The 25,818-nt window shown below is 71.3% G+C and carries 20 protein-coding genes, 2 tRNA genes and 2 pseudogenes; 16 read left to right on the forward strand and 8 right to left on the reverse strand.

Annotation, left to right across the window (positions count from 1 at the left end; genetic code table 11):
• Positions 1-85: 85 nt before the first annotated feature.
• Positions 86-1,051 carry an NmrA/HSCARG family protein gene (locus tag ACVWNX_RS14650; RefSeq protein ID WP_454414369.1) on the forward strand — a complete coding sequence of 322 codons (966 nt, stop codon included), beginning with the start codon at positions 86-88 and terminating at the stop codon, positions 1,049-1,051.
• Between the two features lie 68 nt (positions 1,052-1,119).
• On the opposite strand, the gene ACVWNX_RS14655 is transcribed toward ACVWNX_RS14650, so the two are convergent.
• A complete protein-coding gene (locus tag ACVWNX_RS14655) occupies positions 1,120-1,860 on the reverse strand; it encodes a pyridoxine/pyridoxamine 5'-phosphate oxidase (protein ID WP_454414370.1) in 741 nt (246 codons plus the stop codon).
• A gap of 186 nt (positions 1,861-2,046) precedes the next feature.
• On the opposite strand from ACVWNX_RS14655, the gene ACVWNX_RS14660 reads away from it, so the two are divergent.
• On the forward strand, positions 2,047-2,847 hold the full coding sequence (locus ACVWNX_RS14660; RefSeq protein WP_454414772.1) for a nucleotidyltransferase domain-containing protein: 801 nt from the start codon (positions 2,047-2,049) through the stop codon (positions 2,845-2,847).
• Positions 2,848-3,195: 348 nt separating this feature from the next.
• On the opposite strand, the gene ACVWNX_RS14665 is transcribed toward ACVWNX_RS14660, so the two are convergent.
• The 3 genes and pseudogenes from ACVWNX_RS14665 to ACVWNX_RS14675 form a co-directional block, all read right to left on the reverse strand.
• A tRNA-OTHER gene (locus ACVWNX_RS14665) sits at positions 3,196-3,264 on the reverse strand.
• Between the two features lie 188 nt (positions 3,265-3,452).
• Positions 3,453-4,067 (reverse strand): annotated as a pseudogene (locus tag ACVWNX_RS14670) (transposase family protein).
• Between the two features lie 95 nt (positions 4,068-4,162).
• Positions 4,163-5,362, reverse strand: coding sequence for a hypothetical protein (locus ACVWNX_RS14675; RefSeq protein WP_454414371.1), 1,200 nt, complete (start codon positions 5,360-5,362; stop codon positions 4,163-4,165).
• Between the two features lie 477 nt (positions 5,363-5,839).
• Between ACVWNX_RS14675 and ACVWNX_RS14680 the strand changes: the two genes are divergently transcribed.
• The 11 genes and pseudogenes from ACVWNX_RS14680 to ACVWNX_RS14730 all read left to right on the forward strand — a co-directional run bounded on the left by ACVWNX_RS14680 (position 5,840) and on the right by ACVWNX_RS14730 (position 17,783).
• Positions 5,840-6,877, forward strand: coding sequence for a hypothetical protein (locus ACVWNX_RS14680; RefSeq protein ID WP_454414372.1), 1,038 nt, complete (start codon positions 5,840-5,842; stop codon positions 6,875-6,877).
• A 657-nt stretch (positions 6,878-7,534) separates the two neighbouring features.
• Positions 7,535-8,728, forward strand: coding sequence for a helix-turn-helix domain-containing protein (locus ACVWNX_RS14685; RefSeq protein ID WP_454414373.1), 1,194 nt, complete (start codon positions 7,535-7,537; stop codon positions 8,726-8,728).
• 67 nt (positions 8,729-8,795) lie between these two features.
• Entirely contained in the window at positions 8,796-10,037 is a 1,242-nt protein-coding gene (locus ACVWNX_RS14690) for a helix-turn-helix domain-containing protein (RefSeq protein WP_454414374.1), read from the forward strand.
• Positions 10,038-10,159: 122 nt separating this feature from the next.
• The gene (locus tag ACVWNX_RS14695; protein ID WP_366117399.1) at positions 10,160-10,582 is read left to right on the forward strand and encodes an ATP-binding protein; all 423 of its coding nucleotides are present in this window, start codon (positions 10,160-10,162) and stop codon (positions 10,580-10,582) included.
• Between the two features lie 91 nt (positions 10,583-10,673).
• Positions 10,674-11,738 (forward strand): radical SAM protein, encoded by a 1,065-nt coding sequence (locus ACVWNX_RS14700; RefSeq protein ID WP_454414375.1) that lies wholly within the window; start codon positions 10,674-10,676, stop codon positions 11,736-11,738.
• Positions 11,738-12,901 (forward strand): enolase C-terminal domain-like protein, encoded by a 1,164-nt coding sequence (locus ACVWNX_RS14705; RefSeq protein WP_454414376.1) that lies wholly within the window; start codon positions 11,738-11,740, stop codon positions 12,899-12,901. Before ACVWNX_RS14700 ends, ACVWNX_RS14705 begins: the two co-directional genes overlap by 1 nt.
• Positions 12,898-13,629, forward strand: a complete 732-nt coding sequence (locus ACVWNX_RS14710) for an HAD family hydrolase (RefSeq protein WP_454414377.1) — start codon at positions 12,898-12,900, stop codon at positions 13,627-13,629. Before ACVWNX_RS14705 ends, ACVWNX_RS14710 begins: the two co-directional genes overlap by 4 nt.
• Entirely contained in the window at positions 13,613-14,773 is a 1,161-nt protein-coding gene (locus ACVWNX_RS14715) for a GGDEF domain-containing protein (RefSeq protein WP_454414378.1), read from the forward strand. Before ACVWNX_RS14710 ends, ACVWNX_RS14715 begins: the two co-directional genes overlap by 17 nt.
• Before the next feature lie 98 nt (positions 14,774-14,871).
• Positions 14,872-15,794, forward strand: a pseudogene (locus tag ACVWNX_RS14720) (phosphoketolase family protein); the annotation flags it as partial.
• Between the two features lie 108 nt (positions 15,795-15,902).
• Entirely contained in the window at positions 15,903-16,919 is a 1,017-nt protein-coding gene (locus tag ACVWNX_RS14725) for a phosphoketolase family protein (RefSeq protein WP_454414773.1), read from the forward strand.
• A 60-nt stretch (positions 16,920-16,979) separates the two neighbouring features.
• Positions 16,980-17,783: a class I SAM-dependent methyltransferase gene (locus ACVWNX_RS14730; protein WP_454414379.1), complete on the forward strand. Its 804-nt coding sequence runs from the start codon at positions 16,980-16,982 to the stop codon at positions 17,781-17,783.
• Positions 17,784-17,983: 200 nt separating this feature from the next.
• Here the strand turns inward: ACVWNX_RS14730 and ACVWNX_RS14735 are convergent.
• Positions 17,984-18,057: transfer RNA gene (locus tag ACVWNX_RS14735), tRNA-Thr, on the reverse strand.
• Between the two features lie 226 nt (positions 18,058-18,283).
• Between ACVWNX_RS14735 and ACVWNX_RS14740 the strand changes: the two genes are divergently transcribed.
• The 3 genes from ACVWNX_RS14740 to ACVWNX_RS14750 all read left to right on the forward strand — a co-directional run bounded on the left by ACVWNX_RS14740 (position 18,284) and on the right by ACVWNX_RS14750 (position 20,996).
• Positions 18,284-19,414 carry an ABC transporter ATP-binding protein gene (locus ACVWNX_RS14740; protein ID WP_454414380.1) on the forward strand — a complete coding sequence of 377 codons (1,131 nt, stop codon included), beginning with the start codon at positions 18,284-18,286 and terminating at the stop codon, positions 19,412-19,414.
• A 281-nt stretch (positions 19,415-19,695) separates the two neighbouring features.
• Positions 19,696-20,142 carry a hypothetical protein gene (locus tag ACVWNX_RS14745; RefSeq protein ID WP_454414381.1) on the forward strand — a complete coding sequence of 149 codons (447 nt, stop codon included), beginning with the start codon at positions 19,696-19,698 and terminating at the stop codon, positions 20,140-20,142.
• 122 nt (positions 20,143-20,264) lie between these two features.
• The gene (locus ACVWNX_RS14750) at positions 20,265-20,996 is read left to right on the forward strand and encodes a nucleotidyltransferase family protein (RefSeq protein WP_454414382.1); all 732 of its coding nucleotides are present in this window, start codon (positions 20,265-20,267) and stop codon (positions 20,994-20,996) included.
• 394 nt (positions 20,997-21,390) lie between these two features.
• On the opposite strand, the gene ACVWNX_RS14755 is transcribed toward ACVWNX_RS14750, so the two are convergent.
• The 3 genes from ACVWNX_RS14755 to cysS all read right to left on the reverse strand — a co-directional run bounded on the left by ACVWNX_RS14755 (position 21,391) and on the right by cysS (position 25,722).
• Positions 21,391-23,106, reverse strand: a complete 1,716-nt coding sequence (locus tag ACVWNX_RS14755) for a DoxX family protein (protein WP_454414383.1) — start codon at positions 23,104-23,106, stop codon at positions 21,391-21,393.
• Positions 23,107-23,241: 135 nt separating this feature from the next.
• A complete protein-coding gene (gene rlmB / locus ACVWNX_RS14760; RefSeq protein WP_454414384.1) occupies positions 23,242-24,189 on the reverse strand; it encodes a 23S rRNA (guanosine(2251)-2'-O)-methyltransferase RlmB in 948 nt (315 codons plus the stop codon).
• A 135-nt stretch (positions 24,190-24,324) separates the two neighbouring features.
• The gene (gene cysS / locus ACVWNX_RS14765; protein ID WP_454414385.1) at positions 24,325-25,722 is read right to left on the reverse strand and encodes a cysteine--tRNA ligase; all 1,398 of its coding nucleotides are present in this window, start codon (positions 25,720-25,722) and stop codon (positions 24,325-24,327) included.
• Between the last annotated feature and the right edge of the window lie 96 nt (positions 25,723-25,818).

Here is a 25,818-nt window from a genome sequence, read left to right on the forward strand (position 1 = left end):
TATATTTCCGAGGCGATCTCACCTTACCGACGCCGCCGAGGCCCGGGGCCGCTTCGCGACCCCTCTCACCCCATGGAGGCCGAACGTGCCGCACCCCGCCGAAGACCCGTCCGCCTCCCCGCTCCCGACAGCCGGGACGACGACCGCCCGACGGCGGGACGCCCCCGTCCTGGTCACCGGCGCCACGGGCCGGCAGGGCGGCGCGACCGTCACTCGTCTACTGGCGGACGGCTGGCCGGTCCGGGCCCTGGTCCGCGACCCCACCACCCCGGCGGCCCGCCGACTGACCTCGATGGGCGCCGAGTTGCGTCAGGGCGACCTGGACCGTCCCGACAGCCTCCGCGCCGCCCTGACCGGCGCCCACGGAGTCTTCGCCGTCACCCCGGACGACCTGGACGGCGAACGCGAGGTCCGGCGCGGCCGGAACCTCGCCGACGCCGCCGCGACCGCCCGCGTCCGCCATCTGGTCTTCGCCTCGGTCGGCGGCGCCGAACGGGACACCGGCATCCCCTACTGGGAGACCAAACGGGCCGTCGAGCAGCACATCGACGCGCTCGGACTGCCCGCCACGGTGCTGCGCCCGGTCCGGTTCATGGAGAACCACGCCCTGCCCGGACTACCGCTCGGCGGCATCGACGCGGACGGCGTCCTGCGTCACCTCTTCGCCCCCGGCACCCCGGTGCAGCTGATCGCGGTGACGGACATCGGCGCCTTCGCGGCGCGGGCCTTCGCCGACCCGGCCGGGTACCTGGGCCAGGCCCTGGAACTGGCGGGCGACGAGCTGACCTCCGACGCCACGGCACGGCTCATCACCCACCACCTCCGACGGCGCGGCCACCACGGGACCGAGGTCACCTACCGGCAGGCCGACGCCGGGGCGGCGGCCCGGGCGGGTCTGACCGACCGCGCCGCGCGCGCCCTCGCCGACCCACGCGGCATCTGGCGGGCGGACGTCCCCGCGCTGCGCCGCCGCCACCCCGGCCTGCTGGACTTCCCGGCCTGGCTGGAACGGGGCGGCGCCGACGCCATCGCCACCCACCTCAGCACCTGACCCCCGGACCACACGGCCCGCACCGACCGCGCCCCGAACCGTCCTGGACACACCCGGACGCCACCGCCTCAGGGCCAGAGCAACTGCCGCCCCCACACCCCACCCGCACCGCCCGCACCGCCCGAACCGCCCGAACCACCCGAACCACCGCCGGAGCAGCCCACCTCCCCCCGCTCATAACGCAACCGGACATGGGCCCGCCCCTTGTCCGCCTGCCAGAACTCGACCTCACGCGCGACGAGGGTGAAGAGGGTCCACTCCGGGCTGACCAGCCCGGGATCCGCCTCGACCCGCGCGAGCGCCTCCCCGAAGGCCCGGTGGAGTTCACCGGCCCCGCTCAGCGGGCGGCTCTGGCGCCCGAGCAGCACCTCGGCACGGGCCGCCTCCGAACGGGCCAGCAGATCGGCGGCGCTGTTCTCCGGGGACTCCGGCACGACGGTGCCGCGCACCCGGACCTGGCGGCCGAGCGACGGCCAGTAGAAGGTGAGGGCGGCCCCGGGCCGCGCGGCCAGCTGCCGCCCCTTCGGACTGCCCCGGTGCGCGGCGAACTGCCAACCCCCGGCGTCCACGTTCTTGAGGATGAGGACCCGCGCGTCGGGCAACCCGTCCTCCCCGACCGTCGACAGGGTCATGGCGTGCGGATCGGGCGCCCCGGCCGCCACCGCCTCCCGCAACCAGTCGAGGAACAACGCGACCGGCTCACCCGGCGCGGCATCGGTCTCGAACTCCCCCAACGGCCCCGCGAACACCTCCAACCCCCGCAACCACTCCCGAACGCCCCCGCCCCCCTGACCGCCCCGCTCACCCATCCCCGAACCTCCCGCGCACCGCCGCCCGCTCCCGTCCCCCCAAGTATCCGGAACCTCCCGGAACCGACAGCCCCGATCCAGCCACCGCCCCGACGACGAACCGGGCCGCAGCCGAGCGAGGGGGGAGAGAACCGGCAGGACAACAACAGAAGGGAGACTGGGCACGTGGAAGAGCGCGTACAGGAGATGGCGGACCGGCTGGCCGAGGTCGAGGGCGTGGTGGGGGTGTGCCTGGGCGGCAGCCGGGCGACGGGGACGCACGGCCCCGGCTCGGACGTCGACCTGGGCCTCTACTACCGGAAGCCGTTGGACACCTCGGCACTGCGCCGCCTCGCCACCGGGCTGGCGGGCGCACCGGTGGAGGTGACGGAACCGGGCGGCTGGGGCCCCTGGGTGGACGGCGGCGCGTGGCTGACCGTCGACGGTCAGCCGGTGGACTGGATCTACCGCGACCTGGACCGGGTGCGCCGCGTCTGGGAGGAGTGCCGGACGGGCCGCTTCGAGGTGGGCGTCCAGGCCGGTCACCCCCTCGGGGTGTACTCGCACGCGTACGTGGGCGAGGTGACCGCCGGACGTCTGCTCGCCGACCCGTACGGCGAGTTGACGGCCCTGCGGGAGGAGACCCGTCACTACCCGGAGCCGCTGCGGAGGGCCCTGATCGACAACGCCCGCTGGGAGGCCCCGTTCACCCTGGCCGGTGCCCGCAAGGGGGCGGCCCGCGGCGACGCCTTCCACGTCTCCGGATGCCTGTTCCGCGCGGTGGGCCTCCTCGTCCAGGCCCTGCACGCGGACGCCCGCCGCTGGCTGCTCAACGAGAAGGGCGCGGTCCGCTCGGCGGGAGCCCTGCCCGCCGCGCCCCCGGACTTCGCCGCCCGCGCCCACTCCCTGTTCGCCCTCCCCGGCCCCCACCCGTCGGAACTCGCCACCGCCCTCGACACCGCGGACACCCTGACGACCGAGGTCCTGACCCGACTCGACAGCGCCTGACCGGACCACGAACCCGCACCCGGACAGGACGGCCCGCACCCGGACCCTCAGGCCCCCGGGAACGAACCGCCGACCGGTGCCGCCCCTCCACCCGGCGAGCGGCGTCCGGATCACGGCGCACGGGACGCCCCTTCCGTACCGGCCGCGCCGGGCTCGGGCGCGTGCCCTACGGAGTGACGGTGGCCGCAGCCGGCACCCCGGGAGGACGGTCCGGGATCGTCCCGGACCGCACCGAAGCCGGACCGCACCGCACCGCACCGCACCCACGCGAACGGCCCCGGACGAGGTCCGGGGCCGTAGGTGGACCGCCGGAGCCGGGGCGGAGGCCGGCTCGGGGGTGCGCGTCGGAGCCCCCTGTCGGATTCGAACCGACGACCTTCGCTTTACAAGAGGGTTCGGGTTCGTGCCAAGGGGTGCCTGGCGCTGCCGGGTGGTGTTGTTCTACCTGATCAGCGTCACCCGGCCTCATGGCCGATCCCGCGCATGACACCTCGTGCCACGACGTCCGCTCACGCATCGCTCACGCCAGTTTCCAGCAGGGACGCTGGCGTCGCGAGACAGCACGAGGCCACCGAAAGGGTGTGGACGGTGGCGATACCTCGGGCTCACCCCTTGAGCCTTTTCCATCCTCGCCTTGAGCTGGTCAGATGAAGGGTGAGGACGGCTTGGACGAGGCTGGTGATGCGGGTGGTCGAGCACTGCGGTTGCGCAGGAGCTGCCAGGACTTGAGGATGGCGGCGACGGCGTTCGACGAGGGACCGAATCTTTAAGTGGGACCGGTTCACGGCCTGCTGGCCTGCCGACAGGGTTTCCCACCGTTCCCCAGCATGGGATGCGGACCGTGCCGCCGGAGCCTCGGTATGCCTTGTCGGCCCCGCACGGGATGTCTGCCTCGGCGAGGGTGGCGATGATGCCGTGTTCGCGGGCCGCGCGGATGTCGTGGACGGCTCCGGGCAGGGCCAGTGAGGCCTACAGCAGTCGGCCGAAGGGGTCGGCGATGATCTGCACGTGCATCCCGTGTTTCTTGTGTTTGCCAGAGCAGAACGGCTGGTCCGCGGCGAGGCGGTCGACCGCCTCGGTGACATAGCGGTAGGCCCGAACCCGGCAGCGAGCTGGGCATAAGTGTGTCCTATCCGCAGATGGGCGAGGGTGAGCAGGGACTGACGGCCAGCGCTCAGGCATCGCCACCGGGAGCCGATCGCGTGGCGGTGGCGACGCAGTTGCTCCGTGAGGAAGTCGAAAACCCACCCACCAGGGGCTTCACCACGTTGTCAGCCCAGCCGCCTTACATCACAAGCAGGCCGAAAAAGGCCCATTAACCCAGAAGATGCGAAACCTTCTCAACGGCGTCAGGGAGTTTTGCTACAACTGGACATGGTTGATTCCCACCCCTCCACGAACTCTGTAGGTAGTTTGTGGCCACTCTCTCAGCCACCACCACATCGGCATACGCGGCAGCGCACCCCAAATAGAGCATGTCAATAAGGTCATTCGGTTCCCACCTAGCACGGATAGCCAGCCGATGACCAATCGCATCCCCATACACCCGAAGTGAGGGCATGGAATCGATTCGGTCAAAAAGCTCAACAGCCAGCCGTTCCCCTACTGGAATACCCAAACTGTGAGCCGCAGCGACACCTTCTGACACCACATCACTAATAGCCAAGGCTCGCCCATCGATCGCTTTCTGCCTGGGCGATCGCGCTTGAAATTCTGGATCCATGGCGACCCTATTGAAGTACTCATGCCAGCCTACAGTCGGGGACGGAACTCTCTCCGGATTCATAAGGACGTCGTAAATGCTAGCGAATGCCGTGAGCCTGTTGGTCAATTTCGACAAGCCCGGCGGAAGATCAAACGTTTCGGTGACATGCTCCTTCGTGTCCATAGCGCCAGCAGCTAGGCTAAAGACGTCGAGTTCAGGTAGAGCAGCGCGAGCTGAGTACGCTTCCAAAAGCGCTTGACCCATCTCATGTTTTCGCACCGCTACAGGACTCCGCATCTGCCATCCCCGTGAAATCCTAAGGATGGTAGACGCGAGATTCTGGCGCCTTTCGTCAAACAGTGCCGAGGTCTCAAGGGCGTGGGCGGATGACACCGGGACGATCACACGCCCTGCCTCAGCGTATGCAATCAAGAGCTCTGCAGCTTCAAGGTCCTTCTCATTTCGAACCCGAGCGCGGTCAAAAATAGAGTTACATAGCGTACTCCAGTGACATTGATCCAAGTAAACGACTGGAGGGCGGGTTGACTCAGGAGTTGCCCCCTCCGGGTCCACCTCAAAACGATCTCCACGCACGCTTTCTAGGCGAATTACCCCACTAGAAAAACAGTAGGAGACTTTCCTGAGTGCGCTGCCTGGATCGCCAGCGCCCAGGTTGAATCCCACTACCCGGCCATCACGGAAATTCATTACCACTTCCCCTGTGACCGGATTCTCGGTGATCTCGTCGAATACCCGGCTGAGCTCGCTCAGATCAGGGTTACCCTCTGCCACGGCCTGCCCCTCCCTCATGTCCGATGCTTACCCACGCTGTACGAGGCCTCGTTAAAGTCCGACCATATCTGCCCCATGATCCCAGAGGAGCCTCAGCGGCCCGTCCAGTCTGACATCGCCTGCTGACCAATGGGGTACACAGGACGCTTTGAACGCCCACGACTCCCGACGCGAGGGCCTCGGGGGCTGCCTGGCGGCTGGTGCATCGAACTGCTGAAGCGGATGCGGGAAGGCCGTTGATGGAAGCCAGCACCCGGCCACGGCGTGGTCTGGCCTCAATTCTCACCTCCTGCCCTGCACAGGCGGTTTCCCAGCAGGCTGACCGGCACCCTCCGGAGGCGAGACGGCCGGGGCAGGGCCGCACTTGCCAAATAGTATCGACAGCGTGCCAACCTGCTGACATAGTCATGCTCCATGGGGACGGAAATGCAGGCTGCCGTAATATGGTCTGGAATCTTTAGCGACGCGAACTATTTCGGTCGCTACTTTCGAGACGTGAGGCACCACGGCGACGATTCACTGAACTCCGTGTTGGCCTTCTGCATGGCGCCATATTTCTCGCTCGTCATGCACGAATCTCTACAGAAGGCGAGGAAGGTCGATGCCAACATCACTGCAGTATTCGAAAAGGATACAGTCGCCGTTAGTGCCCGATCTCGCCATTCATTGAAGCTTTTCGAAGACACCAAGCGAGGCATCGAGGGGCAGATTTCGTATTTTCGAGACGAGGTGTTCACCGCACATTCCGCCAAGTTCCTTGGTAAAACGTGGCTTCCGCTGGCTCGCTTCTTGGAATCCGATCTCGGTCTGTATAGCTATGGCGGGCGACTAGTAACAACAACCCACGCTGCGACGTTCCATCTCGGATTTGAGCCGAACGAACTGCTCGCCGATGAGGGTGGATCGCACATCCGAGCAGTCTTTGCGGAGTACGGATCTTACTTCTCAGGCTTGGGGGCCAGTCTAGATGACCAGGGGGCGGATACCTTTATAACTTCGTTGAGCGCTTCGGTCCTGGATGAGTCACGCGATGTGCGCGCAAGTAAGTACTACCGCAAGGTCTTCAACGGACCAGACACGCCCGAGCTGAATGCAATACTCACAACCTTCCGCGCAATGCTCAATTTCGCCGAAATCGTCATGACGTCTGGCGTTGATCGCCGCCACCTCGACTACACGGCTTTCAAAATCGGATACCTTTCACTTTATCAGGTATTGCGCAGTGTGCATATTCTATTGGAAGATCCATCCTATCGGCTCGCCGCGCGTTCCGCTGCGATCGCCGATCGCATCATGAATTTGGAATCAGTACAGGATATCCTGGATCGGAAGGCCAGGCCTTTTCGTAATATGTTGATGCATTACAATCTGCCTCCCAATGTGGACATGGCCAAGGTGGATTTGTCTCAGCCTTTCTTTGGTGTCGTCCCCCTCTACTTCCCTCGGCATGACATCTCCAGCTTTATTCAGCTCGTGGCTCAGTGTGGCGCCATCACTGCCGCGCTCTTCGACGAGTGGGCAGAAGGGGATTAGGGCGCAGGGTGGAACCATCGCCATGGTCACGAACGATGCTGCTGCCTTGGACGACCTGGGCGACAAGGGCCTGGTCGCCGGAAAGGCTGCAAGTCGCGTCGTTGGTTATGGTGAAGATCGAGCCCGGACGATGGGCCCTTTGGCCAGGCTGAGCGGGCTTCGGCTGTACAGCAGCGAAGTACAGCAAACCACAGTGGCCAATACTGGGCAGTGGCAGCCACAGGAACGCGATGCGTGGCCGCTAGGCCGTCAATGACCCGGTCCACGTAGGGCTACAGATCAGAAGGCCATAGAGCACCACACTGGAATCGAACCTGGGCCAACACCCACAAGGCAAAGCCTCCTCCACCGCCGCTCGTTGCCCTTTTCCTTGTCCAGTTCGCTCACGCCCGGTAAGCAAGAAAGGCAACCGCTTTCAGGGCCACTGCAGCCAACCACCATCCTGGGCCCACAGAGAACAGAATGGTAAATTCAGAAAATTACCCATAATCCCCACACAAGGCAGACGCAATTAGCGTGCAGCCCGTCGGGCATAAAAATAATCAAGGCCATTCGGCTCACGCCTTGCGATGTGACTACTGTGCTTCCTGGGAAGGATGCACACAGGTCTCGCATCCAGGGATGCGTGGACCTGTCCCGGGAGACAGGAGCTGACCAGTGGGCTCTGCGAGCAGCCCAGAGATACGGAAGCCAGACAAGGCTCCCACAGGAGGGCCGATAGGCGCCCTTTTGTCCGCTTGGCGGGTGGGCCGCTGCCTAACCCCAGCCGATCTCGCCGAGCACACTGGCGTCTCCACCAAAGACGTCTCACGGTGGGAAACCGGCCAGGACTGGGTGGACCGTCGCGGCGTGCTGGCCGCTCTGGCGAACGCGCTGCGGATCGATCCGACGGAGCTCACCGGGCAGCCCTACTCCCCGACGGGGGAGCAGCACGCGGCGGTCCGCGCCGTGGCCTTCCACCTGCGCCGCCACCTCGCAAAACCACCCCAGTCCCCAACCTGGACGACGGAGTCCGCCGATGACCTCGCCGCCCTCCTGAGAACCGCCGTCGCAGCCGAGGAAACAGGCGACGAGCACGCCTTGGCCCTGGCCCTGCCGGAACTGATCCGGGCTGCGGACCACGTCGTTCCCCTGCTCCCCACCCCGGCGAGCGACGAGCGGGCACAGGAACTCCGGGTGCACGCCCACGTCCTGGCGGCCGGACTCCTCCGGCGGCTCGGGTACCGGGACCTTGGCTGGACGCTCCTCCACCGCGCCCGTCCGGGAGCCCCCGCCACGCTCCCCGTACTGCTCGAAGAGGTCCGGCTCCTGATCGACTTGGGTGCGCCCGAGTACGCCCTGGCCCGTGCCGCCCGCGCCGAGCACACCGCAGGTGGAAACGCGGAGTTGTCGGCGCTGACCGCCTTCGCGCACGCCATAGCCGGGAGACGCGAGCAGGCCGAGCGACTGCTGACCGCCGCCGTTCGACGCGCCCACGACGAGCGAGACTCGGCCACCCTCGCAGTGGCCCGAGCCGCCGCCGCCCTTGAGTACGGCGCCCCGGACGAAGCAGCCGAGTACGCCCGTGCGGCGGCGGCCCGGACCGCGCTCCGCCCCGTCGAACAGGCCCAGGTCCTGCTGATCTCGGCGGGGGCCGCCGCGCGGGTCGGCGACACCGTCCGAGCCGCCGCCGACCTGGTCGAGGCCGAGGCGATCGCACCCCTACGGGTACGCCTCGACCCCTTCGCCCGCGAACTGCTCTCCGCCTTGGCCAGCCGTGCCGACACCCCGGCGGTGGCCGACGCCGTCCACCCGATCGCCGAACGGGCGGGACTCGCCCCGCCCTCCCGCCGGACCCGCCGCATGACCTGAAAGCGCCCTGTCCACAAGGGTCTTCGCCGTACGCTACGGACCAATCCATCGAACCCGGGCGGTGCTGATGAGCGAACTCCCCGAGGACCACATCGGGCAGCGGCTCCGGGCGGCCCGTCGGCAGCGCGGCGTCTCGCTGCGCACCCTGGCAGGGTTGTCGGGGCTGTCGACCGGGTTCCTGTCGATGGTGGAGAACGGGCACCGGCACCTCGACCGCACCGGGCACATCACCGCCCTCGCCGAAGCCCTCCGGATGGCGCCCTCCGAACTGACCGGGCAGCCGTTCGCACCGGCCGGTCCGCAGCAGGCCGAATCCGCCCACGCCGCGATCCCGGCCCTGCGTCTGGCGCTCATGGGCATGACGATGACCGCGCCACCGGACCGACCGACCCCGGGCACGCCGCTTTCCGTCCTGGCCGATCGGGTCGGAGAGGCCAACCGGCTGTACCACGCTGCCGAATACGGGAAGGTCGCCACCGGGCTGCCCGTCCTCCTCTCCGACCTGCACGCCGCCGTCGAGGCGGCGGACGGCGGCGAGCGCCGACGGCTGCTGCGGTTGCTCGCCGACGCCTACCACCCCGCCTGCACACTGCTGTTGAAGAACCTCGGATACACCGACCTCGCGTTCATCGCCGTCACCCGCGCCGCCGAGGCGATCGCCGAACTGGACGACCCGGTCCACACCGCGCTCTCCGGCTTCTTCCACACGCACGTCCTCATGGCGGCCGGTAGCCCGGCCCAGGCGCTGGCCCGGGCCGACCAAGCGGCCGACGAAGTCGAACGTCACCTCTCGGGCCTCGAAGCGCACGCCCTGCTGGGCGAGTTGCACCTGATCCGGGCGACCTGTCTGACCCAGGACGTCCGCCGCTCCGGCGCCGACCGCGCCCGCGAAGTGGCCGGGCACCTCTCCGAGGCCGCCGACCTGGCCGTGCGCACCGGCGAGACCAAGGCGTGGCACCTGAACTTCGGCCCGACGAACGTCGGCATCCACGAGGTCAGCCTGAACACGGACCTGGGCCTGCACGGAGCGGCCGTCGCCGCCCGGCACGGCGTCCGCCCCGCAGTCCTGAAGGCTCCCGGGCGGGAGGCCGCGTTCCACGCCGACCTCGGGCGGTCGCTGGCCCACATGAGGGGCCGGGACGCCGATGCGGTCGCCGAACTGCTGACCGCCGAGCGGGCCGCCCCGCAGCGTATCCACGCCAACGCGCTGGTCCGCGAGACGGTCTCCGGCCTCCTCGACCGCCAGTTGCCCTCCCACGCCGCCCGGGACCTGCGCGGACTGGCCCACCGCATGGGTCTCAGGGCCTGAAACCCGGCGCCCCGCTGGGGGAGGGGGTTCACGGCGGTGAACACCCCTCCGTGACGACCTGCTTACCTTCGGTTGCCTGATCGGGTGGAGGTCCCGCCCGGCGGGGAAGGGCGAGCCGAGCCATGGCCGATGCGCCGATGCGCCACGAGTTCCAGATCGTCTCCAGGGTCGAGTCCGTGCCACGGAGCCGCCACGAGACGGCGAAGGTGCTGTGCGGCTGGGGTCTGGCGGGGGACGTCGTGGACACCGCGTGCCTGATCGTCACCGAGCTGGTGGCGAACGTGGTCCGGCACGCGGCCGTCCTCTCGCCCACCGCCGGGGTGTGCCTCACCGCCGACGCCGACGCGCTCACGCTGACCGTCACCGACACGCACCCGTTCAAGCCCAAGGCCCTGCCGACCGCGCACGACCACGGCGGGCGCGGTCTGCGGATCGTGTCCGCCCTGGTCGCGGAGGTCCACGGGAGCCACGACGTGGTCCCGGACGGAGCGAACGGAGGCAAGCGGATCGTCGTCCGCCTTCCGCTCGCGCCGCTCCCCGTCTGACCCGCACGACGACGACGCGCGGGCACCGCCCGCAACGCATCCGCCGCCCGCACCGCACCGCCGTGCACCGGGCCGGGAGAAGGGAAGGCACATGCTCGAATCGGTTCGGCACCTGGAACAAGTGGCCCGCACGTGGAACGTCAACCCCGAGGACGTGCTGCTCATCGCGTTGAACGCCTCCGGAGCCCGGTCCCCGCTTACCAAGCCACGCATGAGGTTCCGCCTCCGGCTGGACTCCCGGCCCGCCGACCCTCTGTTCCTGATCCTGTCCCTGGGCCGCAGGGATTCGCCGTTCGAACTGGACGAGCACGAACTGCGGCTGGGCGGGGTGAAGGTCGGCGAGGTCGACGGCATCGAGGACGACGACGCCGTCCTCGGCTACTGGCGCAACGGCACGAAGATGCTCACCCTCAACTCCAACGCGCGCTCCCAGTGCACCGGCTGCGTGTTCTGCCCCAACACCCTGGAGGACGCCTCCGACCCGAGGATCAGACCGCTCGACCTGTCCGGCTACCTCGCCGCGCTGGCCGCGAACTCCGGGATGGACGACCTGTCGGCGGTGGACACGGTGACCGTGTGCACGGGCTGCTTCCTGTACGAGGACCTCGCCGTCGAGCACCTCACCGAGGTGCGCTCCGCGATGCGCGGCAACGGCTGCACCGGCACCCTCCACTTCCTGTCCTCGGTGCTGACCAGCGAGCGGGGGCTGGACGCCGCCGCCGGGCTGGGCTCGTTCCACCTGACCCTGACCGCCGAGTGCTTCACCGAGCGGCGCCAGATCCTCAAGGAGTCCAAGGCCAAGCTCACTCCCGCCGAGATGGTCACCGCCCTGGACCGGGCCAAGCGACGCGACCTGACGACCGACTTCACGTACATCGTCGGCCTGGACCCGCTGGAAGACGCGATCGGGAACCTGAAGCGCTTCGTGCCCGTCACCACCGCCTTCCCCAGGTTCCAGACCTACCAGGCGCACAACCCGTTCATGGACGTCTACCGCACCCCCGGGTCGGAGACGATCGAGTGGCGCCTGTCGATGCGCCGCTGCCTGGAGGAACTCTTCGAGGACGGCGGGTTGCGGCCCCAGTGGTGGCAGAACTACCGCAGTCCGTGGTGCTTCACCTTCGCGGGCGAAGAACTGACGGGGGCGAAGGTCTGATGACGACCCGCACCACGTCCCTCCCGACGACCGTCCGGGCGGTCAGGGCCTGGCGGCTGGCTCCGCAGGCGGCGGGCCTCCCGAACGGGTTACCCGGCCCGCTCGCCGCGTGCGCGGTGCCCCCGGCGGGGCCCGCCTGGGCCGAGCACCGCACCCGGTTCGCGATCGAGCTGGTGGCGGACGACGTCTCGGGCTGGCACGCACCGGTCGGCGAAGCCGTGCTCCGCATCGTCCTCGACGACCTGGCCGCCGGACTGGTCGGACACGACGCGGCGGCCCCGCGCCGCCTCCCGCACCGCCCTCGCACCGGACGGCACCACCGCGGTGCCCACGCCCGCCGGGCGGCCTCCGCCGTGGAACTGGCCTGCTGGGACCTGGCCTCCCGGGCCTCCGGAACGACGGTCACCGACCTGCTGGGCGGCACCGTACGCCGACACGTACCGGCGTACGCGTCCGCACTCGGGCTCGATCCGGAGCACGAGGCCGCCCCCGAGGCGGCGGCCTGGATCGGCGGTGCGGGCTTCTGGGGGCAGAAGTGGCCGCTGACCGAGCACCTCGTCCACGCCGGTCCCCGGAAGGTCGCAACGGTGCTCGGCTCCTTGCGGCGTGCGGCGGGCGACACCCGGTTCATGGTGGACGGGTTGGGCCGGTGCCGACCGGACGAAGCCGTACGGCTGCTGCCCGTCCTCGCGGACCTCGACGTCGCGTTCGCCGAGGAACTGGTGGAACCCGGCTCCTGGGGCTGGCACCGACTGAGGGCCGCCGGGTCCGGCGTGCCCCTGGCGGCCGGTGAACACGCCACCGACGAGGACGAGCAGATCCGGCTGCTGACCGGCGGGGCGGTCGACGTGTGGCAGACCGACCCCGGCTGGTCCGGCGGCCTGGCCCGGTCCCTGCACACCACGGAACTCGCGGCGGACCTGGGCATGGCGACCTTCCCGCACGGCGACCGGCTGACCGCCGCGCTGGCCCTGGCCGGGTCCTGCTGCCGGGACGAGGTCCCCGCCGTCGAGTGGCACCTGACGCTGGAACCACTGCGGCAGCACGTCTTCGCCGAACCCCTGGTGCCCCGGGAGGGGGCGTTGCCGGTCCGCGCCACCGCCGGGCTCGCCGCACCGCCGGTGGTGCCGGAAGCCGCACCGGTGCTGGAGGCGGACGGATGACCGGCCCACCCGCCCGGTGGTCGCGAGTGCGGGGAATCTGCTTCGACCTGGGCGGCACCCTCGTGCGTGCGGAGCCCGAGCCGACGACGGGCCTGGTCGCCCGGCTGTTGGGGATCTCCCTGGACCGGGCCCGCCTGGTCATGGAGGACGGGCCGAAGCGCCGCCGCACGACACCGGAGGAGTTGGCCGGTGACCTCGCGACCGCCTTCCACCGTCCCGCCCTCCTGGGGCCGTTGGTCTCGGTGCTGGACCGGGCCCGCCAGCGGGCCTCCGCTCCGGAGTTGTTCCCGGACGCCGTCCCGGCCCTGGCGGCCCTGCGACAGCGCGGGTTCGCGCTGTACGGGCTGACCAACAGCCTGGGTTCCTCCGTTCCGGAGACGCCGCCACCGGCTCTCCACGACCTGCTGGACGACGTCTTCCACTCCGCCGACATCGGCGCGGTGAAGCCCGAGCGGGAAGCCTTCGCCCACGTGGAACGGGTCAGTGGCCTGACACCGCGGGAACTGCTGCACGTCGGGGACTCGCTGCGGGCCGACGTCGTCGGCGCCGCCTCGGCGGGCTGGCACGGCGCGTGGCTGGACCGCCAGCGGCCCGCCGGACGCCCGCTCCCCGACCCGCTCGACGCCCCGCGCCTCCACCGGCTCACGTCCCTGCCCCGACTCCTGCCAGCCCGGCCCGCCGAGGCCCTCACGAGAGAACCGGAGGTCCGCGATGGAGCCGACCTGTGACACCTACGACGAGCACTCCGCCCGCGATCCGCTGGCCCGCTCCGTCCCCTTCTTCGACTCGGCCCGGCTGCCGCTGCGGACCTGGTGCGAGGGCAGCCGCGAGGACGCCGTGACCGGTCTGGTCGCCTTCCCCGACTTCCACAGCAACGTCCCCCGGGCCCTCGCCTCGGCCCTCGGCTCCGGGCACCTGGTGGGACTGGCGATCGGCGACGTCGACGGGCTGAAGGACCACGTGGAGAAGGCGAACGCGACCAGCGCCGACTGCTACGGCCACCTCGCCGGGAACAAGGTCATGGCCCGCCTCGGCGCCACCACCCGGACCTGGTTCCACCAACAGCCCTTCACCGCCGGGTGCGCGGCGACCTTCGGCGGCGACGAGGTCATCGTCGCCGCCGCCGTCCGCGACGCCCCCTCCTTCCACCGGGCCGTCGCGGAACTCCGGGACCGGCTGGCCGCCGAACTCCCCGTACTGGTGTCCTTCGCGCTCGCCCTCGTCTCCCCCGCCGACCTCCCGCCGGACCGCGACGGCAGCGCGTGGAAGCACGCCTTCACCGACGGACTGCTGTCCACGGTGGACCGCTGCCTGTTCACCCACAAGGCGGCCCGCCGGGCCCGGGGCGGCGAGGGCGGGATCATCGCCGTCACCCAGCCCCCGTCGAACCTGCCCGGTGACCGGGAACGGGACCCGCACGCCCTGTTGCCGCTACCGGGCTCCGACGAGGTCCTCCACGTCCTCGCCCGTCCCGCCCGGGTCGGCACCCGCGACATGCTCCTGCTGCCGTGCACCGGTCCGGCCGGGCTGCGCGGCCGACGGTTGCGCGTCACCCACCCGACCGGTACGGCCCGGACGGTCGCCGCAGTCGCGCTGCGAGGTCAGGCGGCGGTCCCGTACGCGAGCGTCCGCGACGACGTCCCCGGAGTACCGCTCGCCGTCCAGGGGGTGCGGGACCCGTCCGTCCGCAGCGTTCCCGACGACCTGGCCGAAGCCCTGGCGCTCGCCCGGCTCGACTGGACCGTGCTGCCCGCGCCCGAACGGGCCCAGGCGCTCCATCTGATCACCGAGGCGTCCTCGCCCGACATCCGCACGGCCCGCATCACCGCCGTCGTGGACGCGCTGTCCGCGCACACCCGGAGCCGACCGTGACCCGACCCGACGACGTGCCCCCGGCCACACCCCCGGGTCGGCTCCCCGACTGGAGCCACGCGTCCCGCCTCGCCGCCCGGGCCGTTCCGGACGAAGCCGTGGACGCCCTGTGGCGAGCCCTGAACCACCTGTGCGCGGCGCAGTTGTACCTCGACGACAACCCGCTCCTCGCCCGCCCGCTCGCACCGACGGACGTCAAGGAGTCCCCGCGCGGGCACTGGGGGGTGTGCCCGCCGGTCAACTGGATGCTCGCGCACCTCGGACCGCTCACCGCCCGGAGACCCGTCGGCGGCGAACTGCTCGTCCTGCACGGCGCCGGACACGCCGGACCGTCCGTCCTCGCGCACGCCTACCTCAACAACACCCTGCGCCTCACCGGCAGTGGGCCGGGCTGGTCCGTGCCCGAACTACGGGCCCTCGTCTCCCGGTTCCCCCACCCGAACACCCTCGGCGGGGAGGTCACCCCCTCGTCCCGGGCGTCCGCTACACGGGCGGCCAGCTCGGCCCGGCCCTCGCCGTCGCCCAGGGCATGGCGCTGGACGCCCCGCACCGCCTCGTCGTCCCGCTGATCGGCGACGGTGAACTGGAGACCGGGGCGACGGCGGCGGCCTGGCTGGCCCGCAGGGCGCTGATCGGCAGCGGACACCACGGGGCCGTACTGCCGGTGGTGCTCGCCAACGGCCTGCGGATGGGCGGACCGTCCCTCCTCGCGGGCATGGACGAGTCGGAGGTCCACGACTACTTCACCGGACTCGGCTACGAGCCCTTCACCCACGGAGGCACCGACGTCACCGGCTTCCGCCGACTGCTGGGTGACGCCCTGGCCCGTCTCCGCCCGCTCGACTGCCACGGACGACAGCCGATGATCGTCCTGACCATGCCCAAGGGCCACACCGGGCCCGAACGCGTCGGTGAACGACAGCTCCTCGGCAAGCCAGCCGTCCACAAGACGCCGCTGCGCGACCCCTGCCGGGACGAGGCCGAGTTCGCGGCGCTGGAGACCTGGCTGACGTCCTACCGTCCGGCCGAGCTGTTCACCGCCGAAGGGCGGCCCGCCGGCCTGGTCCGCCGAGCGCTCCCGGGCACACCGCCACCGCCACCGACCGGCGAACCGGAGGCCCCGCTGCCGATGCCGACGCCCGGGCCCCGGCCATCGCCCACGGTCAGCGCCGCGATCAAGCAACGGGCCGCGACCGGCGGCTTCCGCCTGTTCAGCCCGGACGAGATCGCGTCCAACCGCCTGGAACTCACCCCCGACGGCACGCTGCCGCCCTGGGCGACCGAGATCCTCAACGAGGAGATCTGCCACGCCTGGCTCCAGGGCTTCACCGAGACCGGCCGGGACGCCCTCCTGGCCACGTACGAAGCCTTCGCCCCCGTCAACACCAGCCTGCTCGTCCAGCACCTCAAGCACCGCGGCCTGCGGTACGCGGCCGGGCACGGCGGACTGCCGAACGTCAACTACCTGATCACCTCGCTGGGCTGGCGCAACACCCACACCCACCAGAACCCCGGTCTGGTCTCGTCGATGCTGGAGACCGAGAACGGCTCGGTGCACGTCTACACCCCCGCCGACGCCACCCGCGCCGCCGCCGTGCTCACGGTCATGCTCGCCGGACGGGACCGGGTCAACTTCCTGATCACGGACAAGCACGGCACCGGGTCGTTCCCGCCCGACACGTTCCGCGAGGAACTCACCGCCGGTGCCGCCGTCTGGCCGCACCTCAGCCACCGGAGCCGCAGCCCCGACCTGGTGCTCGCCTCCGCCGGAGACGTCCCGGCACGCGAACTGTCCGCCGCCGCAACCCTGCTGCGCACCACCCGCCCCGACCTGAAGATCCGCTACGTCCACGTCAACGACCTCGCCGTCCTCGGCCCGGCGTCCCGACGGCCCTGCGCACTGACCGCGCGCCGCTTCACCCGCCTGTTCACCACGGACGCCCCCGTCCTGATGGCCGTACCGACCCACGCGGGAGCCGTCCGCGCACTCCTGGCCGCCCGGGGCGCGGCCGACCGGTTCCACGTCGTCGGCTACCGCGACCCGGGGCGCCCCACGACGGCCGAGGGGCTACTGGACGCGTGCAGGATGTCCGCCGCCGCCCTCGCGGCCCGCGCCACCGAGCTGTCGGCACCGCACGGCGGCTGAACCCCCGACGCCGTCCGCTTCCCATCCGCCTCCCCCACGCACGGACGAAAGACTGACCGCATGACCGCGCACCGCGACCCCGCCGAACTCTTCGCCTCGACCGCCCCCTACTACGCGAGGTACCGCCCCGGGTACGACCCGGCCCTCTACGCCTTCCTCGCCGAACGCTTCCACCTCGACGGCAGCCAGCGTGTCCTGGACCTCGGTACCGGCACTGGAGTCCTCGCCCTCCCGCTCGCCGCCCACGTGGCCGAGGTCATCGCCGTCGACCCCGAACCCGGCATGCTCGCGGAAGCCCGCCGCCTCGCCACCGAACGCGGCATCACCACCGTCGACTGGCGGCAGGGCGACTCCACCACCCTCCCCGGCATGGACCTCCCGCCCATCACGCTCACCGTGATGGGCGCCGCGTTCCACTGGATGGACCGCGACCAGGTCCTCCGCGACCTCGAACCGATCACCGAACCCGGCGGCGCCGTCGTCATCGTCTCCGGCGGCGCCCCCGGAGACCTCGAACCCGCCCCCTGGCTGGACGTGGTCGCGGACATCCGCACCCACTACCTCGGCCCCGAACGCCGAGCCGGATCGGGTACGTACACCCACCCCGCAGAGAGCCACCGACAGGTATTGGAACGCTCGCCGTTCTCCCACGTCGAGACCGCCCGCTGGGACCGCGCCCTCACCCGCACCGTCGACGAGGTGATCGGCTACGTCCTCAGCCTCTCCTACTCCAGCCCCGCACAGCTCGGCGACCACCAGGACGCCTTCACCCACGACCTCCGCGCCGCCCTTCTCGGCTTCCGCCCCGACGGCCGGTTCGACGAGGTCGTCCGCACCGAAGCGATCATCGCCACCCGCCCCTGATGGCGGTCCTCCAGTGCCGCAGACCCTCGTCAGGCCCGTACGAGGAGATCGACCCGGTGCCGCCCGGTGAACCGAGGCCTCCGGCCCACCGGGCCCGCGTCCGCTCCCGCGCCACCCACGCGAACGGCCCCGGACGAGGTCCGGGGCCGTAGGTGGACCGCCGGAGCCGGGGCGGAGGCCGGCTCGGGGGTGCGCGTCGGAGCCCCCTGTCGGATTCGAACCGACGACCTTCGCTTTACAAGAGCGGCGCTCTGACCAGCTGAGCTAAGGAGGCGTGCCCGAGCAGTGTACCCAGAGGAGGGGTGCCGCCCGTCGGGAAATGTCGACGAAGTTCACACCCCCGCAACGGATGACAGATCGGTGGACGGCGGGTAGCGTCCTGAGGCAGTTCACCCGAGTGGACTAAACCAATGTGTCAGCCGCTCCCGGTACGGGGGCGGACCACTTCCTTTACTCGGATCGTCCGGCACGTTCCTGCCGGTGAAGGGGGCTTCACAGCCATGGCATCCGTAACTTTCGACAAGGCGACCCGCCTCTACCCGGGCGGCACCAAGCCCGCCGTCGACAGCCTGGAGATCGACATCGCGGACGGCGAGTTCCTCGTCCTCGTCGGCCCCTCCGGCTGTGGCAAGTCGACCTCGCTCCGCATGCTCGCGGGCCTGGAGGAGGTCAACGGCGGCGCGATCCGCATCGGTGACCGCGACGTCACGCACCTCCCGCCCAAGGACCGGGACATCGCCATGGTGTTCCAGAACTACGCGCTGTACCCGCACATGACGGTCGCCGACAACATGGGCTTCGCCCTGAAGATCGCGGGCGTCAACAAGACGGACATCCGCGCGAAGGTCGAAGAGGCCGCCAAGATCCTCGACCTCACCCAGTACCTGGACCGCAAGCCGAAGGCCCTCTCCGGTGGTCAGCGCCAGCGCGTCGCGATGGGCCGTGCCATCGTCCGCGAGCCGCAGGTGTTCCTCATGGACGAGCCGCTGTCGAACCTCGACGCCAAGCTGCGCGTGTCCACCCGTACGCAGATCGCCTCGCTGCAGCGCCGCCTCGGCATCACCACCGTCTACGTGACCCACGACCAGGTCGAGGCCCTCACCATGGGCGACCGCGTGGCCGTGCTCAAGGACGGTCTGCTCCAGCAGGTCGCCTCCCCGCGCGACATGTACGACCGCCCGGCCAACCTCTTCGTCGCCGGCTTCATCGGCTCCCCCGCCATGAACCTGGTCGAGGTCCCGATCACCGACGGCGGCGTGAAGTTCGGCAACTCCGTGGTGCCGGTCGGCCGTGACGCCGTGACCGCCGCCGCCGACGGCGGCGACCGCACGGTCACCGTCGGCATCCGCCCCGAGCACTTCGAGGTGGTCGAGCACGGCGGCGCCGCCTCCCTCGCCAAGGGCTCCGCCGACGCCCCGGCCGGCCTCGCCGTCCGCGTCAACGTCGTCGAGGAGACCGGCGCCGACGCCTACGTCTACGGCACCGCCGAGGTCGGCGGCGAGTCCAAGGAACTGGTCGTCCGCGTCAACGGCCGCCAGGTCCCCGACAAGGGCAGCGACATCCACGTCGTGCCGCGTCCGGGCGAGACCCACGTGTTCTCGACCTCCACGGGCGCGCGCCTCAGCGACTGACGCCGGCGCCGCCGGTGACGGCGGCAGCGCGGTAGGGAAGGGCCTGTGCCCCCGGAGTCTCCGGGGGCACAGGCCCTTCCCGCATCAGCGCCCACACACGCACCATCGGCAGCACCCGCACCCCAGGGGCGGAACCGGGCATTCACGGCAGGCCAAATGCCACCACGCCCGGCGTTTCGATTCCTGTTCGTCAACACGATCATGCGAATGAGGCGCGTCACCGTCCCTCAAGAGGGTGACTAAGTGTCTTCACATGACTACCGGCCGCTACGCTGCCCTGCGTGACGCTTTCCCACACCTACAAGCAGCGCCGGAGGCGTGGCCCTGCCCGCCGCATCGGCCGCTCCCTCGCCTTCGTCCTGCCTGTCGTGATGGTGCTGTCCGGCACCCTCGCGGTCACCTCCGTCAACTGGTCGGGTTCCCAGGACTCGGTGCTCACCGCGTCCGCCGAGAGCGTGCCCAGCCGCGCCAAGGCCAAGGCCCCCGCCGCCCACGAGGTGCTGCGCGAACGACTGCTGCGCGAACTCCAGGAGAAGGACCCGGGCACCGCCCTGACCCACCTCCAGCAGGAGGTCGACCGCAGGCCCTCGCTCGCGAAGCACTGCGTCTCCATCGCCCGCTCCCTGGGCCGAGCCGCCGTCCGCAGCTACGGACCGGCCCGCGCCCAGTCCTACGCCCGCCCGGTCTGCGACACGGCCTTCGCCTCCGGCGTCGCCACGCAGCTCTGACGGCACCCCCACCGCACCCGGGCCCCACCGGCCCGACCACGACGCCGCGCGCCCCGCGGCCGCCCGGACCACGCACCGGGTGGGCCCGCGAGACGCGCGGCGTCGACGCGTATGGTTTCGGCATGACCGATCCGCACGCCCACGAGCGTCCGACACAAGCCGTCGTCCTGGCCGGGGGCCAGGGTTCGCGGCTGCGCCCCTACACCGACGACCGGCCCAAGCCGATGGTGGAGATCCCCGGCACCGGGACCCCGATCATCGGGCACCAGCTGGCCTGGCTCGCGGAGGAGGGCGTGACCGACGCCGTCGTCTCGTGCGGACACCTCGCCGAGGTCCTCCAGGAGTGGCTGGAGTCGTCGGACCTGCCGCTGCGGGTCACCACCGTCGTGGAGAAGGAGCCCCTCGGCCGGGGCGGCGGCCTCAAGTACGCCGCCGGACACCTGCCCCACCCCGACCGGCCCTGGTACGCCACCAACGGCGACATCTGGACGCGCTTCTCGCTGCGTGAGATGGCCGCGTTCCACGCCGAGCGGGACGCCACGGCCACCCTCGCGCTGGCCCGCCCCCGCATCCCCTGGGGCGCCGTCGAGACGGACCGCTTCGGACACATCACCGACTTCGTCGAGGCGCCGCCGTCCCCGTTCCTCATCAACGCGGGCGTGTACGTCTTCTCCGCCGCGTTCACCGAGCTGCTCCCCGACCTCGGGGACCACGAGCGCACCACCTTCCCCGGGCTGGCGCGCGCCAAGCGGCTGGCGGGCTTCCCGATCCCGCAGGGCGCGTACTGGCGGGCCATCGACACGGCGAAGGACCTGACGGAGGCCTCCAAGGAGCTCGCCGCCCTGGCACGCTGAGCCCTCGCACGCTGGGCTCTCGTACGCTGAGCCCTCGCGCGCTGGGCCCTCGTACGCTGAACCACCGCCCGGACGCTCAGCCGCGTTCGGGCGCTCAGCCGCCCGGACGTTCAGCCGCCCGGGTACCAGCTGCCCGGGCGCTCGGCAGCTCGGGGCTCCGCCGACTCGGGCTTCCGTCGGACCGGGGCTCCGTCGACTCCGGCCTCCGTCGGACCGGGGCTCCGCAGCGCCCGGCGTTCGCGCGGGTCGTCCGCCCGTCCCGGCCTCGACGAAGGGGCCACGCGTCCGTACGCGTGGCCCCTTCGTCGTCCTTCGGGTCCTGCCCGGCCCTTCCGGGGTCGTGCGGAGCTGGCCGGGGCCGGTCCGGCGGTCAGGCCGCCGTTCCGGGGCCGGGTCAGCCGATCAGGCCGCCGACCAGGCCGGGCGGTTCCTCGGCGCCGCCGGTGGAGGAGCCGGTGCCGCCGGTCGCGGTGGAGCCGGTGGCGCCGCCGGTGGAGGTGGAGCCGGTGGTCTCCCCGGCGCTGCCCGTCGAGGCGCCGCCCGAGGAGGGACCCGTAGTGGTCGCGGGGGCCCGGGTCGGCGGGGTCTCGCGGGCCGGGGGCCGCTGTACGGTGCCCTGGGTCTCGCTGGGCGTCCCGGCGCCGGTGGCCCCGGCGGTCGGCGGAGCGCCGGTGGCGGCGCCGGGGGTGGCGGCCGGAGTGGGCACCGCGGACGCCTCGCGGGCGTCGCGGGTCGGGGTGCCGGAGGGGGACGGCGAGCGGCTGCCCTCGCGGCGGCGCTCGTCGGGCTCCGGCGGCAGCGGCGAACCGGGCAGCTCGTTGCGCGGGGCCTGGCCCGGAGCGGGCACGGTGACCCGGTCGGCGTCCCGTACGGCGCCGCCGAGGACCGAGCCGAGGAGCATCGTCAGGCCCACCGCGACGGAGGCGATGACCGCGCCCCGCCGCAGCACCCGGCCGCGCAGCTCCCAGAGTCCGGCGCGCGGGCCCAGGGTGCGCCACGCCTCGGAGCCGAGGCGTCCGTCCACCGAGTACACCGGGGCGCCCGCGATGATCAGCGGAGACCAGGCGGCCAGGTAGATGATGTCGGGCGCGTCGTAGGCGGGGACGGTCCGCCAGCTCACCGTGACGATCAGCGCCGCCGACAGCAGCGCCCCGACCACGGCGGCGACCCGCTGCCACAGTCCGAGGACGGTCAGCACGCCGACCAGCACCTGGAGGAAGGCGATGGTCAGCCCGGCGCCCACCGGGTGCTGGAGGGCGAAGTCCCGCAGCGGCTCCGCGAGGGCCCAGGGGTGCAGGGAGTTCAGCCACTTCATCATGGAGCCGCGCTCGCCGCCGTCGAAGTAGACGGGGTCGCTCAGCTTGCCCAGGCCCGCGTAGATGGAGATGAAACCGAGGAAGACGCGCAGCGGCAGCAGCACCACGCCGAGGTTCAGCCGACGGCCCGGGTAGTAGACGTCCCGCCGCTCCCGGGCGCCGTCCTCCTCGTCGGGCTCCCGCTCGTACGGCTCGCCCCCGTCGTACCCGGCGGCCCGGTCGTCGTACCCGTGGCCGTCGTAGTCGTCGTGACCGTCGTAGTCGTCGTGGTCGCCGTCGTAGCGGTCGCCGGGGCCGCGCTCGGTGACGACCGGCATCCCGGCCGTCTCCTCGTAGGCGCTCCGGGAGTCGCGGAGCTGATGGGGCAGCAGCCGGGTGGCGTCCGGGCCGGGGCCCGTGACGGTGTCGTCGGGCGCGGTGCGCGGGGTCACCCGGGGGATGAGCTGGGTGGCTCCGCCGTCGGCCGGTCCGGCGGCGCGGCGGACGCCGGTCTCCCGTACCGCCTGGAGCAGTCCGGTGGCGGCGGTGTCGCCGGGCGCGGACCGGCCGGTCCAGACCACCGGCGCGCGACGGCGCGCCACGGATCCTGCGGTGACGCGGGCGCCGTCGGCGCCCCGGTCGATGCGCGCGGAACGCTTGGGCACGCCGTTGAGCTGCACGCGGAAGCTGGCGTGATTGACGATGACCTGCGCCGGATCGCTCGGCACCTTCACCATGCTCAGCGCGGGAGCGTCGTCGAATCCCGACGAGCGGGCCCCCGTGAGTGTGCGGGGTGTTCTGGTGTCCACACTCATCTAACCGAGTGACGTGAGGTTAGGACACTGCCTTGACCCGCCGAAGATGTCCGGCCCCCGACAAAAGCCGACGGGGCCCTCCGGCCCCCTGGAATCCAGGGGTGCCGACGGGCCCCGTGCCGCGTGGGCGGGTGGTCAGCGGCGGCGCTGGCGGGCCGCCTCGTAGAGGACGACGCCCGCGGCGACACCGGCGTTCAGCGACTCGGCGCCGCCCGGCATGGGGATGCGCACCCGCACGTCGCAGGTCTCCCCCACCAGCCGGGACAGGCCCTTGCCCTCGCTGCCGACGACGATGACGACGGGCCCGCCGAGGGCCGCGAGGTCACCGACCTCGGCCTCTCCGTCGGCGGCCAGGCCGACGACCGTGATCCCGGCCTTCTTGTACGCCTCCAGGGCGCGGGTGAGGTTGGTGGCGCGGGCCACCGGGGTGCGGGCGGCGGTGCCCGCCGAGGTCTTCCAGGCACCGGCGGTCATCCCGGCGGCGCGGCGCTCGGGCACCACGACGCCGTGGCCGCCGAACGCGGAGACCGAGCGGACGACGGCACCGAGGTTGCGCGGGTCGGTGACCCCGTCCAGGGCCACGACCAGCACGTCGTCGCCCTGGTCGTGGGCGGCGGCGACCAGGTCCTCGGGGTGCGCGTACTCGTAGGGCGGCACCTGGAGGACGAGCCCCTGGTGGTTGAGGCCGTCGGTCATCCGGTCCAGCTCGGGGCGCGGGGCCTCCATGAGGTGGATGCCGCCGCGCTCGGCGGCGAGCTGGAGCGCCTCGCGGACCCGCTCGTCGTTCTCGATGAACTGCTGGACGTACAGGGTGGTGGCGGGGACCCCGCCGCGCAGCGCCTCGACCACCGGGTTGCGGCCGACGACCAGCTCGGAGGTGCCCCGGCCGCCACGGCCCCGGGGGGTGGCGGGACGGCCCTGGGCGCGCCGGGCCTTGGCGTTGGCGGCACGCTGCTTGGCGTGGCCCTTGCGCATCTCGGCGGGCGGGGTGGGGCCCTTGCCCTCCAGGCCCCTGCGCCGCTGGCCGCCGCTTCCGACCTGCGCGCCCTTCTTGCCGGACATGCGGCGGTTGTTTGCGGCCATGACCCATCCCGTTCTGTGGAGGACCGGTCCCCGGGAGGTTCCGCGCGGACCGGATGCGTATACGTGTACGAGTGTGCCGCCCGCCGGGGCGGGCGGCACCTCGCGTCGGTGTGCTAGGGGACCGTCAGACGTCCCTCAGCGGGGCCCGAGCGTCCAGCGGGGGCCCTGGGCGCCGTCCTCGATGACCAGCCCGGACTGGTTGAGCTGGTCGCGGATCGCGTCCGCGGTGGCCCAGTCCTTGCGGGCGCGGGCGGACTCGCGCTGCTGGAGCACCAGCCGGACCAGGGTGTCGACGACGCCGTGGAGGTCCTCGCCGCGGTCGGTCTCGCCGGACCAGTGCGGGTCGAGGGGGTCCAGCCCGAGGACGCCGAGCATGGCCCGGACCTCCGCGAGCCGCGCCACGGCGGCCTCCTTGTCGTCGGCGGCCAGCGCGCTGTTGCCCTGGCGGACCGTGGTGTGGACGACGGCGAGCGCCTGCGGGACGCCCAGGTCGTCGTCCATGACCTCGGCGAACGCGGGCGGCACCTCGTCGGCCGGTTCCACCGTCCCGGCCTTCTCGACGACCCGCTGGACGAAGCCCTCGATCCGGGCGAACGCCGACTCGGCCTCCCGCAGGGCCTCGGGGCTGTACTCGATGGTGGAGCGGTAGTGCGGGGTGCCGAGGTAGTAGCGGAGCACGATGGGCCGCCACTGTTTGACCATCTCGCTGACGAGCACGGAGTTGCCGAGCGACTTCGACATCTTCTCGCCGCTCATGGTGACCCACGAGTTGTGCACCCAGTAGCGGGCGAACTCGTCGCCGTACGCCTTGGCCTGGGCGATCTCGTTCTCGTGGTGCGGGAAGATCAGGTCGATGCCGCCGCCGTGCACGTCGAAGGCGGTGCCCAGGTACTTGTGGGCCATCGCGGAGCACTCCAGGTGCCAGCCGGGACGGCCCCGGCCCCAGGGGGTCTCCCAGTCGGGCTCGCCGGGCTTGGCGGCCTTCCACATGGCGAAGTCCCGGGGGTCGCGCTTGCCGGTCTCGCCGTCGCCGGAGGGCTGGCGCAGCTCGTCCAGGTCCTGGTTGGACAGCTCCAGGTAGCCGGGGAACGAGCGGACGTCGAAGTAGACGTTGCCGTCGGCCTCGTAGGCGTGACCCCGCTCGATGAGGGCGCGCATCATCTCGACCATCTCGGTGATGTGGCCGGTGGCGCGGGGCTCGTAGGTGGGCGGCAGGCAGCCGAGCGCGGCGTAGCCGTCGTTGAACGCGCGCTCGTTCTCGTAGCCGATCGACCACCAGGGGCGGCCCTGCTCGGCGGACTTCTGGATGATCTTGTCGTCGATGTCGGTGACGTTGCGGACGAACGTCACCTCGTAGCCGCGGTAGGCGAACCAGCGGCGCATGATGTCGAAGTTGAGGCCCGACCGGATGTGTCCGATGTGCGGGGCGGCCTGCACGGTCGCGCCACAGAGGTAGATCGAGACACAGCCCGGGGTGAGGGGGGCGAAGTCACGGACCTGCCGGGCGCTGGTGTCGTACAGGCGAATAGTCACCCCCCCAGGGTAGTGGGCGTGGGGCAGTGCCCCGCGACCCCTAGGGCCCACGGGACACCGATTTCGCGACAACGAGGGGGGTGCGGGGGCGCCGCC

The sequence above is a fragment of the Streptomyces sp. JNUCC 64 genome, assembly GCF_054484115.1.